Below are 13,650 nucleotides of genomic sequence, written 5' to 3'. Positions count from 1 at the left end.
CTCCTGGGTCAGGCCGCGGCTTGGGTCGCGTGGCCGGCGCCATCGGCCGATGTGCCGGCGAGACCGAAATCTTCGGGGAAGTGATCGAGCGCGGACAGCACCGGGAACGGCGTCATGCCGCCCATCGCGCACAGCGAACCGGACACCATCGTGTCGCACAGATCGCGCAGCAACTGCACCTGGCGGGACGACGTATCGCCGTTGCGGATTCGCGCGATCACCTCGACGCCGCGCGTCGAGCCGATCCGGCACGGCGTGCACTTGCCGCACGATTCGAGCGCGCAGAAGTGCATCGCGTACTGCGCGAGTTCGGCGAGATTCGACGTGTCGTCGTGCACGACCAGACCGCCGTGGCCGATCACCGCGCCGACCGCCGCGTAGGCTTCGTAGTCCATCGGAATGTCCCACTGGCTTTCCGGCAGATAGGTGCCGAGCGGACCGCCGACCTGCACCGCGCGCGCGGGCCGGCCGCTCGCGGTGCCGCCGCCGTATTCGTCGAGCAGCTCGCGCAGCGTGACGCCGAACGCGAGTTCGACGAGGCCACCCTGTTTGATGTTGCCGGCCAGTTGGAACGGCAGCGTGCCGCGCGAGCGGCCCATCCCGAAGTCCTTATAGAAGGCCGCGCCGCGCGCGAAGATGACCGGCACCGTGGCGAGCGTGATCACGTTGTTGATCACGGTCGGCTGACCGAACAGACCGGCGAGCGCGGGCACCGGCGGCTTCGCGCGGACGATCCCGCGCTTGCCTTCCAGCGATTCGAGCAGCGCGGTTTCCTCGCCGCACACGTACGAGCCCGCGCCTTTCGCGACGAACAGCTCGAAGCGATGCGCGCTGCCGAGCACGCTGTCGCCGAGCCAGCCGGCCGCGCGCGCGCGTTCGATGGCCGCTTCGAGCGTCGCGATCGAATGCGGGTATTCGCTGCGCACGTAGATGTAGCCGACCGTCGCGCCGGTCGCGACGCCGGCGATGATCATCCCTTCGATCAGCAGATACGGATCGCTTTCCATCACGAGACGATCGGAGAAGGTGCCCGAGTCGCCTTCGTCGGCATTGCAGACGATGTACTTCTGCGCGGCCTTCGCGCCGCGTACCGTGTGCCACTTGATGCCGGCCGGGAACGCGGCGCCGCCGCGCCCGCGCAGGCCCGATTCGATCAACGTTTCGCAGGCGGCGTCGCCGTCGGTTTGCAACGCGGCGCGCAGGCCCGCGAGGCCGCCGTGCGCGACGTAGTCGTCGAGCGACAGCGGGTCGGTGATGCCGATGCGCGCAAAGGTCAGGCGCTGCTGCTTCTTCAGATACGGAATTTCGTCGACGATGCCGACGCCGCGCGGATGTGCTGCGCCGTCGACAAAACCGGCATCGAACAGCGCGGCGACGTCCTGCTCTTCGACGTTCGAATAACCGACGCGGCCGGCCGGCGTCGCCACTTCAACCAGCGGTTCGAGCCATAGCAAGCCGCGCGAACCGTTGCGGACCAGTTCGATCGCGATGCCGCGGCGCGCGGCCTCGGCTTCGATCGCTTGCGCGACTGCATCGGCGCCGAGCGCCAGCGCGGACGAGTCGCGCGGAACGTAGATGCGGGTCATGCCGGCACCTCCACGCATTTGTGCGCGGCGGCTAGTGCGGCGGCGAGCAGCGCGTCGAATTTCTGCGGGGTGACGCGCGCGTGCAGCGTGCCGTTGAGCATCATCGCGGGCGACAGCGCGCACTGGCCGAGGCAGTACACCGATTCGAGTTCGACCGTCGCGCCGTGCTCGTGCGGCGCGTCGAAGCGGCAACCGGTGTGTGCCTCGATATGTTGCGCGAGCGCTTCGGTGCCCATGCTGCGGCACGCTTCCGCCCGGCACAACTGCACGGTGACGGCGGCGGGCGGCTGGCTGCGGAAGTGGTGGTAGTAGGTGATCACGCCGTGCACTTCCGCGCGCGATAGATTCAGCGTTCTGGCGAGCGGCGCGACCGTGTCGGGAGGGACGTAACCAAGCTCGTCCTGAATCGCGTGCAGGATCGCGATCAGCGAGCGGCCCGGTTGCGCGTGGCGCTGCACGAGTTGCTCCGGCGCCGTGGCGAGGGAATCTTCCAAGGGGGCTCCTCCAAGCTATATATGCACTTGTTATTCATAATTCGTGCACGTATGCTTCGTCTATTCGATATGGTATAGCCGAACGATAGGCGTGCCGGCGAGCGCGTGCAATAGGAGAAAGCTCAACATATATGATCAGGGTCGAATGTCAGGTCGAGCTGGTGGTGAAGGGCGCGGACGGCTACGAGGCCAGCCTGTCGGACGTGGTGCCGCTGCTCGCGCTCGTCGATGAATCCGGCAGCATCGCGCAGGCCGCCGCGCTTAAGGGTTTGTCCTACCGGCATGCGTGGGGTTTGCTGCGCGGCATCGAGGAGCGCCTCGGCGGTCCGCTGATCTCGAAGGAGCGCGGGCGCGGCTCGGTGCTGTCCGAACTCGGTCACGCGGTGCTGCGCGCGCAGCGGCTGTGCGGTGAGCGGCTCGACGGCAATCTGCAGGCGCTGGCAAGCGAAGTGGCTAGCGATCTGAACCGCTGGCTCGCACCGCCCGCCGACGACGTGCGCATTCACGCGTCGCACGGCTATGCGGTGGCGGCGCTGGTGACCGCGCTGGTCGCGGGCGATCAGCCAGTCGATATCAAGTACCGCGACAGCGCGGACGCGGTCAGCGCGCTCGCGCGCGGCGAATGCGAACTGGCCGGGTTTCACCTGCCGCTCAACGAGTTTCGCCCGACCTGCGCCGACGTCTACCGGCGCTGGCTCGATCCGCAGCGCCACGTGCTCGTGCACCTGACGCGGCGCAAGCAGGGGCTGTTCATCGGTAAGGGCAATCCGAAGGGAATCGACGGTCTCGGCGACCTCGCGCGCGACGACATCCGCTTCGTCAACCGCCAGCCGGGCTCCGGCACGCGGATGCTGCTCGATCTTTCGCTGCGCCGGGTCGGCGTGGACCCGGATCGCGTGAACGGCTATGCGTCGACCGAGCTCACGCATTCGGCGATCGCCGCGTTCGTCGCGAGCGGGATGGCTGACGTGGGTTTCGGCGTGGAGCCGGCCGCGCATCATTTCGGGCTCGACTTCATTCCGATCGTCGATGAGGACTATTTCTTCGCGTGCGACCGCGCGCGTCTGTCGCGTGCGCCGCTCGCCGCGGTGATCGAGTTGCTGCGCAGCAGCGGGTTTCGCCACAGCGTCGAGCAGCTCGACGGCTACGATCCGCGCGATTGCGGGCGGATCGTCGATCTGGCCGAAGGGCTCGGCGAAGCGGTGGGGTGAACGGCGATTTGCGGGGTGGCTCGAGCGGCGGCTTGAACGGCGGGTCGAGTAGTCGTTGCGGCGCCGAGGTAAGAGCGCGTAAACATAAATGCGGATAAATGCACACAAATGCGGGTCCGGCGGGGCCGTGCCGCTGCGCGGCGCGCCGGTTTCCGCTACTCTTCTGGCTTCGTCTCCGCTCTACCTCGCGCCACCGCGCGCCCAACCGACATGAAAGCTTTTCTTCACGCATGTGCCGCCGTTGCAGCGGCAGGTGTGCTTTGCGCCACCACCTCAGTCGCCTTCGCCCAGAATTCCCCCGGCGTGCCGGGCGGCATCCTGAACGACGAGTTTCGTATCAACGAGCATCCGCAGATGCCGTTCGCGGCGTCCGCGCCGTCGGCCAAGTATCAGCATGGCAAGCGTTCGGCGGCGCGCAAGCGTGGCGACATGGGCGATCCGAACGGCTGTAACCTGCAGTGCCCGCAGGACGAGTGAACCTCGTCGCGGCTCTCGTTCAATGATGCAACGCCGGCTTTGAGCCGGCGTTGTGCTTTGTGGGTGGTGGTTTTTCGGGCCGCTATTCATTCTCGCGATTGCCGTATTCACGACGCTCGACGTTGCCACTGCGAGCGGCCGCGCTTCGTTATAGCGGTGTTGTCCCCGGCTCGATGCAGGACCCTCCCGCGCCTTAGGGCTTCGCGACGTGCCAGATATCCTTGAAGCCGTCGCCCTTTGCGTCTCCTGCCTGCTTGTCGGCCGCGTAGCGATACAGCGGATGGCCCTTGTACGCCCATTGTTGCTTGCCGTCCGCGGCCGGGATCAGCGTCCAGTCGCCTGACGGCTTGTCGTTCGATGCCGCGGTCGCCGCTGGCCAGTTGCTCATGCAGCCGCCGGTGCAGGCGCTGACGCCTGGGGTGGTGTCCTTATCGAAGGTGTAGAGCGTCATGCCGTCGGCCGTGACGAAGCGGCCGTTGTCGAGCCTGGGCGATTCGGCGAACGCGCTCGTGTGAAGCGCGGCGAGCGCGAGCGGAGCGATGCAGAGGATGATCTTGCGCATGATGCGGACTCCTGTGTTGACGACGTGTTTGACGAGTTTGACGAGAGACGGCGCGTTTCGGACGCAGGCAGCGAGGAGATTTGCGGACCGCCGCGCGGCGGTCGCAAACAGTGAACGGGTGAGGGCAGGGGTTTATTCCAGGCGGGGCGGTGCGCTGCGGATTTTTGTTATTGCCGCGTGGCGATGCGCAAAGAAAAACCCCGGTAGCCTAGAGGGGCTGCCGGGGTTGGGGGCGCTCTTGATGAACGTCCTGAGTATTTGGGGCGGCGTCAACCGAATTTCGCCTGCTAATCGTTGTGAGGCGAGGCATTGCATTCCTATGTCTTTTGGCTGCAAGCGGTGCGGCACTCGACTGGAATGGCCAGGCGACGCTGCGGACTTCCACAAAGTGGCTTGCGTGAAAATGAGGCGGTGCGGTGCCGCCAGCTGGCGCGTCAAACCATGCTCGTGAACACGTGTGCGGCGGCGCGCTTTACCAAATATGCTTGCAGGGCCGCCGTGTCGACGTCCGATAGCGACATCTCAATCCGGCCGCCTCGCATCAACATCAAGCTGCCATCGTTGGCAACAGCGCATGAAAAGCTTTGCGTAGGCTCGAGAGATTTCGATGGGCGCGCGGGCTGTGGCGCAGCCACCGTTTTGGTATTGCTTCTACGCACTGACCGCTTTTTTGCGGGCCTTGGTTTGCGCGGTCCATTGAACACGCTGTTGGGCGCAGATCGAACGGCCTCCGGGGGGATTACATCGGATGCGTCGACGATTGTCTGCTTTATTCGAACCACTGCATCGACCGGTATCTGGGCTGGCAGATAGTGCTTATTCATCCACCGGCCGTTGCGCTCGACGCGTTCGGTGAGCACCTTTCCGCTGCGGATAGAAGTCCAAAGCGCAGTGCCGACCTTGTTCGAACTCCCCAGCTCCAGCCGCTCAGCGATCTCTGCCGATGTGATGCTGGAAACTGCCCGATGAGCGCCATCATTGCTGCCCGCTTCGTTTGTAGTTGCTGCTTCGATTTAGTCATTCCTCGTCTCCAATGTCTAGATAGCCGCGGCACTCTTGCCGAAGCTGCACTAGGATATTTTTTGGCGAGCGCAGCGTGATGAAATAGAACGACGGCAGACACTGGCGCGATCGCGAGAATCAATTTGCGGAATAGCAAATCGAGTGGCGGGTAGCCGTAGCGGAACGAAGTCCGATGTGCTCAACCGAAAGTTGTAAATACACTAAATTTCGAATCGAAAGCAGTTTCGTTATCTATACAGAGCCGGATATTAGGTGGCTAATGCGAGGAGAGCGTTGAATAGTGTGGTGGTTTGCTGGAGTTGCTGCGGAGTGTGGCGTCGGCTGCGTTGCTCATCACGCCCTTGGATGGGCGCATCACGCGCGCGAGGATCACGTTCGCGCGCGCAGAGGTCGACGCGCCCGTCACTTCGCGGCGGTCGCTGTGCGGACAGCTCCGCCACTTGCTTCGTTGAACATCTGGTCCATCAAGTTCGCGACAACGCCGTCCGCACTCGGGAATTGATGCAGGACGGAGTTGTGCCACTCGCCGCTAACGATCAACTTGCCGACTGGGGCGGTGTAGAAGTGGATGTCGACTTCCTTCATATACATGACGATGTCCCACCACCATTTGTCGTTATAGGTGACCGTCATGTCAACGCCGTCCGTATTCCGGTCGCATTGCGGCGTGGTGAGTACGGTAACCCCGTGAGTCTCGAGATTCTGCTGGATCCGTTGATCCATGTCCCGGGACGCACCCCCGTGGGTGGTGAGACACGCTTTGGTCATTGGAGCGCCGACGGCTTGTTTGCCGGCCATCACGCTCTCTGCGTGGTCGAGCAGCCGCTCAACGCTGCCAGCGCAAGGAGCGCCGCTCCGAGTGTCGTCTTATTCATCGGTCTCTCTTTCGTCTTGTTGATCTCGTTCTTATCGGCACAGACTCGGCGATTCTTCAGTCAGGTAAGGATGTTTAGTTAAGCAAGCGGCGCGGTCGCACGGCCGTCGATCAAGCTTTTTCACGACCTACAACCGCACCGTCGATTCAGTCAGTCGCAGCTCCAATAAGGATGATTTGGGCGCCAGCCTTGATTCGATCAAGGTAGTTCGCCAACTTCTGCATCATTTCGCTCCGCTGCACCAGGTGGGCGGTGCGGTTGTACGCGCCTGAGAGGGTATTTCACTGCGTGCGTGCGTGCGTGCGTGCGTGCGCTGCGCTTCGATGATCGCCGCCGGCGCGCCCAACCCCTCATCCAAAATTGTTCGCGCCAACACCCCGAGACAGCCTCCGCTCGGGGGATTGCAATAAAAAACCCCGCGAGGCAAGGCCGGGCGGGGCTTTTTGGTCAAACGTGGTGAACGTTTGGAAGGTATTTGGTGGAGGCGGCGGGAATCGAACCCGCGTCCAGAAGTCCTCTACGACCAGTTCTACATGTTTAGTTCTGTCTTTTGATTTAACCGCAGCGACGCGGACGAACACGCTGCGCTACGGCGATTCACTAGATTTTCGACCCGGACGTCGTGACGCCGCCAAGGCTTAACTGACGTATATGACCTCTGTCGGTATTGCTACCGGTCTTGCGACACTAGCCCGTCAGTGAACTAGGCAGAGGACGGCGGCCCTTAGGCTGCCAGTGCGAACGTATCGTCGTTTGCAGTTACGTTTTTCCCATTGATTAACGAGGTGACGGGTCCTCGACATGCCCTAGCCGCTTCGCAACCCCTGTCGAAACCAGGTCGCCCCCGCGGTTCGTTGCTCACATATGCGAGCCAAACAGGATTTTACAATAGATTGACTGCCGCGTCGTGCGTACCGCGGCCGACGGACAACGCAACTTCGTTAGGAAGTGTGTCGGCTGCGGTTTTGAACGTGTATTTCCCACCGCGCAGTTCCGCTGCGAAGCAGCGAACAGCTCAACCGATATCGCGTAGCAACTGCTGCAGCTCGGCCGGCGACTGCACTACGTGCTGCGCGTGCCACTGGGTCGGCGGAATGTCGTTGCCGCAATAGCCGTACGCCGCCGCGACAGTCTTCATGCCGGCCGCGAAACCGGCCTGCACGTCACGCAGGTCGTCGCCGACATACACCACCCGCTCGGGCGCGATGTTCAAGTCACGCGCCGCATGCAGCAGCGGTGCCGGGTGCGGTTTCGAATGCGGGGTCGTGTCGCCGCTCACCACGCAGCCGGCGCGCTCTTCGAGCCCCAGTTGCGCCACCAGCGGCTCGGTGAGCCGGGCGACCTTGTTCGTGACGATGCCCCAGCGCACACCGCGCGCATCGAGATCGTCGAGCACTTCGGCGATGCCGGGAAAGAGCGTCGTTTCGATGCACAGATCCGCTTCGTAGTTGGCGAGGAACTCCTCGCGCATCGACGCAAACTCGTGATCCTCCGGACCGATACCAAAGGCGCCGCCGATCAACCCGCGCGCGCCGGCCGACGCCAGCGGGCGCAGCTGTTCGAGCGGCACCATCTCGAGGCCGCGGTCGTGGCGCATCTTGTTGACGGCGGCCGCCAGGTCGGGCGCCGTGTCGGCCAAAGTGCCGTCGAGGTCGAACAGCACGGCGTGGCAAAAGCCGAGCGTGTTCTCGGTGTCTTCGCGTTGGGGCAGGGGAGTCGGATCGCTCATCGTTGGGTGGGTCGTGCGGGTCGGTGCGGATCAGGCGTCGCGGCGGCAGGCGAGCATGTAGTTGACGCTCGTGTCGCCCGACAGCGTGAAGTGTTTGCTGAGCGGGTTGTAGACGATGCCCTTGATGTCGTCGGTGCGCAGGCCGGCTGCGCGCGCGAAGCCGGCGAGCTCCGACGGGCGAATGAAGCGCGCGTAGTCGTGGGTGCCCTTCGGCAGCATCCGCGCGATGTATTCGGCGCCGATGACCGCGAACAGATATGACTTCACGTTGCGGTTCAGCGTCGAGAAAAACACCCAGCCGCCCGGCTTCACGAGGTTCTTGCAGGCTTCGACGATGGCCGCCGGCTGCGGCACGTGCTCCAGCATTTCCATGCAGGTGACGACGTCGTAGGTGCCCGGTTCGCGGGCAGCGAGGGCTTCGGCGGCGATCTCTTCGTAATCGACCGTTACACCGCTTTCAAGACTGTGAAGATCGGCGACGCCAAGCGCCTGGGTGGACAGGTCGATGCCCTTCACGTGGGCGCCGAGGCCGGCCATGGATTCCGACAGAATGCCGCCGCCGCAGCCGATATCGAGCACTTTTTTGCCGGCCAGATGCGCGTGCGCATCGATCCAGCTCAGGCGAATCGGATTGAGCTCGTGCAGCGGCTTGAATTCGGCGTTCGGGTCCCACCAGCGGTGCGCAAGGTCGCTGAATTTCTGTAGTTCGTGGGGATCGGCGTTGGTCATGGCGAAAGCTGCCTCGATGAGAGCGGTGACGCTCGAGGATAAACCCCGAGTATATAGGGCGAGAGCCGGACCGGCAAAAGTGCGGGGCGCGCCGGCGACGGCCGTGGAAGCCGCGGCAGTAGGGCTTCCCGTGGCTTTTCGCAGGAACGCGATGGTATTCGCTTCACCCGCTGCGCGATCGTGGCGCGCATAAAAAAAGCCCCACCGAAGTGGGGCTTTCGATACTGCGGTAATTCTGCAGCTTACTGCTTCGGCGTACCGACAACTTCGACTTCCACGCGACGATCCGGTGCGAGGCAGGCGATGAGTTGCTTGCGGTTCTTCTGGTTGCAACCGGTGGTAACCGGGTTGCGACGGCCCTTGCCTTCCGTGTAGATACGGTTGGCTTCGACGCCCTTGCTGACCAGGAATGCCTTCACAGCTTGAGCACGGCGCAGCGACAGACGGTCGTTGTACGCGTCCGAACCGATACGGTCGGTGTGGCCCGTTGCAACGACGACTTCGAGGTTGATGCCTTGAATCTTCGATGCCAGTTCGCTCAGGCGTTCCTTGCCAGCCGGCTTCAGGATTGCCTTGTCGAAGTCGAACAGAGCGTCAGCTTGATACGTAATCTTTTCGCTGGAGATTGCCGGAGCCGGAGCGACCGGTGCCGGCGGGGTCGGAGCCTGAGCAACCAGCGCGCCGTCGCACTTTGCGTTGGCCGTAGCCGGCGTCCAGAATGCATCGCGCCAGCACAGCTCGTTCGTGCCGTTCATCCACACGTATTCGCCGGTACCATTCACCCAGTTGTCGTTCGTAGCTTGTCGCGACGCCGGCACCGACTGTGCCATGGCGGATGCAGCCATAACCGCGGTAGCTGCAATGAACGCGAGCTTTGAAAGTTTATTCATATTTCTCCTCTCGAAATTGAGATTACCGCAGGTTTACTGCGAGCCTGTTGACGAAGACAAGTCATACATTGCTCGAAGTATAACATTGGTGCGGAACAAAAACCGTCTGTGTAGACTTCGAGCAGTGTCTGACTCTTTGTGCGTTGGCATTTTGCCATATCGTTCCCTTCCGACGAAAAAAAAATCCGCCCCCCATCAAATCACCGCTGGTTTGTGGTGCTTGCGCAACAAACGTTTTTCTCTCCCGAGTCCGCCAGCTCTGGCTGAGCGGCCGATTGGTCTACGCACGAATCGAGCCTGATAATTGCGAAAAACGGCATATTGGCGGGCGGTGGACGGTATCTGGCGGACGCCCCTCTAATATGTATACGTGCCGTCGTCGGAGGGCTCGGCCCGGCATGTTAGAATCGTGTGATGCGTTGCGCCTGCAATGCTTACGCGAAGGCGACGGTCTGGCCGTCGCCTTCGCACGTAAAAGATACGGATAATGGATCAATTCGCCAAAGAGACTCTGCCAATCTCCCTCGAGGAGGAAATGCGCCGTTCGTATCTCGATTACGCGATGAGCGTGATCGTAGGGCGAGCGCTTCCCGATGTCCGCGATGGCCTGAAGCCGGTGCACCGGCGCGTGCTATACGCGATGCACGAGCTGAACAACGACTGGAACCGCGCGTACAAGAAGTCGGCGCGTATCGTCGGCGACGTGATCGGTAAATACCATCCGCACGGCGACACGGCTGTGTACGACACGATCGTGCGGATGGCCCAGGACTTCTCGCTGCGCTACATGCTGGTCGACGGCCAGGGCAACTTCGGTTCGGTCGACGGCGACAATGCCGCCGCGATGCGTTACACCGAAATCCGCATGGCGAAGATCGGTCACGAGCTGCTGGCCGACATCGACAAGGAAACGGTCGACTTCGTGCCGAACTACGACGGCAGCGAAAACGAACCGGCCATCCTGCCCGCGCGCATTCCCAATCTACTGATCAATGGCTCGTCCGGCATCGCGGTCGGGATGGCGACCAACATCCCGCCGCACAACCTCAACGAAGTCGTCGACGCCTGCCAGCATCTGCTGAAGAACCCCGAAGCGACGATCGACGAGCTGATCGAGATCATCCCCGCACCCGACTTCCCGACCGCCGGCATCATCTACGGCGTGGCCGGCGTGCGCGACGGCTATCGCACGGGGCGCGGCCGCGTGGTGATGCGCGCGCTCACGCACTTCGAGGAGATCGACCGCGGTCAGCGCATGGCGATCATCGTCGACGAACTGCCGTATCAGGTGAACAAGCGCTCGCTGCTCGAGCGCATCGCCGAGCTCGTCAACGAAAAGAAGCTCGAAGGCATCTCCGACATCCGCGACGAGTCCGACAAGAGCGGTATGCGCGTGGTGCTCGAGCTCAAGCGCGGCGAAGTGCCCGAAGTGGTGCTGAACAATCTGTATAAGGCCACCCAGCTTCAGGACACCTTCGGTATGAACATGGTCGCGCTCGTCGACGGCCAGCCGAAGTTGCTGAACCTGAAGGAAATGCTCACGTGCTTCCTGTCGCACCGCCGGGAAGTGCTGACGCGGCGCACCGTCTACGAACTGCGCAAGGCGCGCGAGCGCGGCCACGTGCTCGAAGGCCTCGCGGTTGCGCTGGCGAACATCGACGAATTCATCGCGATCATCAAGGCCGCGCCGACTCCGCCGATCGCCAAGCAGGAACTGATGGCGCGGCCGTGGGATTCGTCGCTGGTGCGCGAGATGCTGTCGCGCGCCGAGACGGAGAACGCGACCGCGGGCGGCCGTGACGCGTACCGTCCGGAAGGGCTGAATCCGTCGTTCGGCATGCAGACCGACGGCCTCTACCGTCTGTCCGACACCCAGGCCCAGGAAATCCTGCAGATGCGTCTGCAGCGCCTGACCGGTCTCGAGCAGGACAAGATCATCGGCGAGTATCGCGACGTAATGGCGCAAATCGCCGACCTGCTGGACATCCTCGCTCGCCCGGAGCGTATTTCGGCGATCATCGTCGAAGAACTCACGTCGATCAAAGCCGAATTCGGCGATGCGCGCCGCTCGAAGATCGAGCTGAACGCGACCGAACTGAACACAGAAGACCTGATCACGCCGCAGGAAATGGTTGTGACGATGTCGCACGCGGGCTACGTTAAGTCGCAGCCGTTGTCCGAATATCGCGCGCAAAAGCGCGGCGGCCGCGGCAAGCAGGCGACTTCCATGAAGGAAGACGACTGGATCGATACGCTGTTCATCGCCAATACCCACGACCACATCCTGTGCTTCTCGAACCGCGGCCGCGTGTACTGGGTCAAGGTCTACGAAGTTCCGCAGGGTTCGCGCAACTCGCGCGGCCGGCCGATCGTCAACATGTTTCCGCTGCAGGAAGGCGAGAAGATCACCGTCGTGCTGCCGGTCAAGGAGTTCTCGGCCGACAAGTTCGTGTTCATGGCGACCGCGTTGGGCACGGTCAAGAAGACGCCGCTCGAAGCATTCAGCCGTCCGCTGCGCAAGGGTATTATTGCGGTCGGTCTCGATGAGGGCGATTACCTGATCGGCGCGGCCATCACCGACGGCCAGCACGACGTGATGCTGTTCTCGGATTCGGGCAAGGCGGTGCGTTTCGACGAGAACGACGTGCGTCCGATGGGCCGCGAGGCGCGCGGTGTACGCGGCATGCAGCTCGAGGACGGCCAGAGCGTGATCGCACTGCTGGTGGCCGGCGACGAGCAGCAGTCGGTGCTCACCGCGACCGAGAACGGTTTCGGCAAGCGCACGCCGATCACCGAATACACGCGTCATGGCCGCGGCACGAAGGGAATGATCGCGATCCAGACCTCGGAGCGTAACGGCAAGGTGGTCGCCGCGACGCTGGTGGATCCGGAAGCGCAGATCATGCTGATTACTACGACAGGCGTGCTGATTCGTACCCGTGTGTCGGAAATTCGTGAAATGGGCCGTGCAACTCAAGGTGTTACACTCATCAGCCTTGACGAAGGGACCAAGCTGTCCGGTCTGCAACAGGTGGCTGAGGCCGAAGGCGAGTCGGAAAGCGAAACCGACGGCTCCGCCGAAAGCGACAACGGTGACAATGAAGGTGAGGGCGGTGCAGCCTGATCCGCGTCGGCGGTGTTTCAGTCTCAGTTAATAAGTTGAAGCTACGCTGTGGATCTTTGCGTATCGGGCCGATACGCTTTGCAGCGCGGCGCGCGGTTCAAGTTAATTTCTCTTAGGGAGTAATGATGCAAAAACGATTCAAACAACTGATGTTGCTGGCTGCCCTCGTGCCGACGTTCGCAATGGCTCAAGCGCTGCAAAACCAGGCGCCGGCAGCTCCGGCCGCTGCAGCAGCACCGGTTGACCCGGCCAAGCAGGCTGCGATCAAAGACCTGCTCGACGCCATCGACGCACAGAAGCTGGTCGGCGCGATCGGCAACAGTGCGCAGATGCAAGCCAAGCAGCTGGTGCCGGCAATCCTGTCGGACGCGCTGAGCGAAAACAAGACGATGACGGACAAGCAGAAGCAGGCTGCCGTGCCGGCGCTGCAGAAGAACGCGGTGCCGAAGCTGGTCGACAGCGCGGGCCAGGTGTTCGCAACGGATGGCTTCCGTCAGGACGCGATGCAGGCTCAGTACGACGCATACGCGAAGTACTACAGCACGTCGGAAATCAAGGATCTGACGACGTTCTACAAGAGCCCGACCGGCCGCAAGTTCATCCAGGTGCAGGATCAGGTTGGCCGCGACGTCGTGAACAGCCTGATGCAGAAGTACATGCCGGAATCGATCAAGGCAACGCGTGACCAGGCCGACAAGGAAGTCGCGTCGGTCAAGCCGGCAGCCAAGTAATTCCGCTCGTCGGGCAGCGCTGCCGGCAATAAGCTCGGCAGCCTGCTTTCGCCGCCCGGGCAAGGGCCCGGAAGGCGCACCCGCCGGGCCACACGGCGTGGCGGGTTGGCGGCGACAATGCGATAATGGTCGTTTGCGCACAGGCGCAGACGGCCATTTTTCTTTTTCGGCGAACCGTTTCGCAGATCGCCGCCGATTTCCGCGCGGTTTTCGTTTTTA

11 protein-coding genes and 1 other RNA gene are annotated in these 13,650 nt (G+C 62.7%); 4 read left to right on the top strand and 8 right to left on the bottom strand.

Annotated elements, in window-relative coordinates; genetic code table 11:
- Positions 1-8: 8 nt before the first annotated feature.
- Positions 9-1,586: a formate dehydrogenase beta subunit gene (locus tag LJ656_RS21080; protein WP_230511294.1), complete on the bottom strand. Its 1,578-nt coding sequence runs from the start codon at positions 1,584-1,586 to the stop codon at positions 9-11.
- The gene (locus LJ656_RS21075; RefSeq protein ID WP_230511293.1) at positions 1,583-2,080 is read right to left on the bottom strand and encodes an NAD(P)H-dependent oxidoreductase subunit E; all 498 of its coding nucleotides are present in this window, start codon (positions 2,078-2,080) and stop codon (positions 1,583-1,585) included. Before LJ656_RS21075 ends, LJ656_RS21080 begins: the two co-directional genes overlap by 4 nt.
- A gap of 131 nt (positions 2,081-2,211) precedes the next feature.
- On the opposite strand from LJ656_RS21075, the gene LJ656_RS21070 reads away from it, so the two are divergent.
- Entirely contained in the window at positions 2,212-3,291 is a 1,080-nt protein-coding gene (locus LJ656_RS21070; protein ID WP_230511292.1) for a substrate-binding domain-containing protein, read from the top strand.
- Between the two features lie 210 nt (positions 3,292-3,501).
- Positions 3,502-3,768 carry a hypothetical protein gene (locus LJ656_RS21065; RefSeq protein ID WP_075302072.1) on the top strand — a complete coding sequence of 89 codons (267 nt, stop codon included), beginning with the start codon at positions 3,502-3,504 and terminating at the stop codon, positions 3,766-3,768.
- A gap of 193 nt (positions 3,769-3,961) precedes the next feature.
- On the opposite strand, the gene LJ656_RS21060 is transcribed toward LJ656_RS21065, so the two are convergent.
- From LJ656_RS21060 to ompA, 6 genes are all read right to left on the bottom strand, one after another.
- Entirely contained in the window at positions 3,962-4,330 is a 369-nt protein-coding gene (locus LJ656_RS21060; RefSeq protein WP_230511291.1) for a COG4315 family predicted lipoprotein, read from the bottom strand.
- A gap of 1,425 nt (positions 4,331-5,755) precedes the next feature.
- Positions 5,756-6,151, bottom strand: coding sequence for a hypothetical protein (locus LJ656_RS21055; RefSeq protein WP_230511290.1), 396 nt, complete (start codon positions 6,149-6,151; stop codon positions 5,756-5,758).
- 553 nt (positions 6,152-6,704) lie between these two features.
- Positions 6,705-7,074: a transfer-messenger RNA gene (gene ssrA / locus LJ656_RS21045) on the bottom strand.
- Between the two features lie 169 nt (positions 7,075-7,243).
- Complete coding sequence (gene gph / locus LJ656_RS21040) at positions 7,244-7,957, bottom strand: phosphoglycolate phosphatase (RefSeq protein ID WP_230511289.1); 714 nt, start codon at positions 7,955-7,957, stop codon at positions 7,244-7,246.
- A 30-nt stretch (positions 7,958-7,987) separates the two neighbouring features.
- Positions 7,988-8,686 (bottom strand): bifunctional 2-polyprenyl-6-hydroxyphenol methylase/3-demethylubiquinol 3-O-methyltransferase UbiG, encoded by a 699-nt coding sequence (gene ubiG / locus LJ656_RS21035; RefSeq protein ID WP_230511288.1) that lies wholly within the window; start codon positions 8,684-8,686, stop codon positions 7,988-7,990.
- Positions 8,687-8,928: 242 nt separating this feature from the next.
- Positions 8,929-9,576, bottom strand: coding sequence for an outer membrane protein OmpA (gene ompA / locus LJ656_RS21030; RefSeq protein WP_026228725.1), 648 nt, complete (start codon positions 9,574-9,576; stop codon positions 8,929-8,931).
- A 487-nt stretch (positions 9,577-10,063) separates the two neighbouring features.
- Between ompA and gyrA the strand changes: the two genes are divergently transcribed.
- Both gyrA and LJ656_RS21020 read left to right on the top strand, forming a co-directional pair.
- On the top strand, positions 10,064-12,700 hold the full coding sequence (gene gyrA / locus LJ656_RS21025; protein WP_230511287.1) for a DNA gyrase subunit A: 2,637 nt from the start codon (positions 10,064-10,066) through the stop codon (positions 12,698-12,700).
- Between the two features lie 125 nt (positions 12,701-12,825).
- Complete coding sequence (locus LJ656_RS21020; RefSeq protein ID WP_230511286.1) at positions 12,826-13,431, top strand: DUF2059 domain-containing protein; 606 nt, start codon at positions 12,826-12,828, stop codon at positions 13,429-13,431.
- The last annotated feature ends 219 nt before the right edge of the window (positions 13,432-13,650 follow it).

Source organism: Paraburkholderia sejongensis (genome assembly GCF_020880815.1).
Taxonomy (GTDB): domain Bacteria; phylum Pseudomonadota; class Gammaproteobacteria; order Burkholderiales; family Burkholderiaceae; genus Paraburkholderia; species Paraburkholderia sejongensis.
The sequence above is the reverse complement of the archived record's forward strand: the minus strand, read 5'-3'. Positions and strand labels throughout refer to the sequence as shown.

Excerpts from the sequence above, each read along its gene's own strand:
- gph (WP_230511289.1), bottom strand. The coding sequence starts at position 7,957 with ATGAGCGATCCGACTCCCCTGCCCCAACGCGAAGACACCGAGAACACG.
- LJ656_RS21070 (WP_230511292.1), top strand. The coding sequence starts at position 2,212 with ATGATCAGGGTCGAATGTCAGGTCGAGCTGGTGGTGAAGGGCGCGGAC.
- LJ656_RS21065 (WP_075302072.1), top strand. The coding sequence starts at position 3,502 with ATGAAAGCTTTTCTTCACGCATGTGCCGCCGTTGCAGCGGCAGGTGTG.
- LJ656_RS21020 (WP_230511286.1), top strand. The coding sequence starts at position 12,826 with ATGCAAAAACGATTCAAACAACTGATGTTGCTGGCTGCCCTCGTGCCG.
- LJ656_RS21080 (WP_230511294.1), bottom strand. The coding sequence starts at position 1,586 with ATGACCCGCATCTACGTTCCGCGCGACTCGTCCGCGCTGGCGCTCGGC.
- LJ656_RS21055 (WP_230511290.1), bottom strand. The coding sequence starts at position 6,151 with ATGGCCGGCAAACAAGCCGTCGGCGCTCCAATGACCAAAGCGTGTCTC.
- ubiG (WP_230511288.1), bottom strand. The coding sequence starts at position 8,686 with ATGACCAACGCCGATCCCCACGAACTACAGAAATTCAGCGACCTTGCG.
- LJ656_RS21060 (WP_230511291.1), bottom strand. The coding sequence starts at position 4,330 with ATGCGCAAGATCATCCTCTGCATCGCTCCGCTCGCGCTCGCCGCGCTT.
- gyrA (WP_230511287.1), top strand. The coding sequence starts at position 10,064 with ATGGATCAATTCGCCAAAGAGACTCTGCCAATCTCCCTCGAGGAGGAA.
- ompA (WP_026228725.1), bottom strand. The coding sequence starts at position 9,576 with ATGAATAAACTTTCAAAGCTCGCGTTCATTGCAGCTACCGCGGTTATG.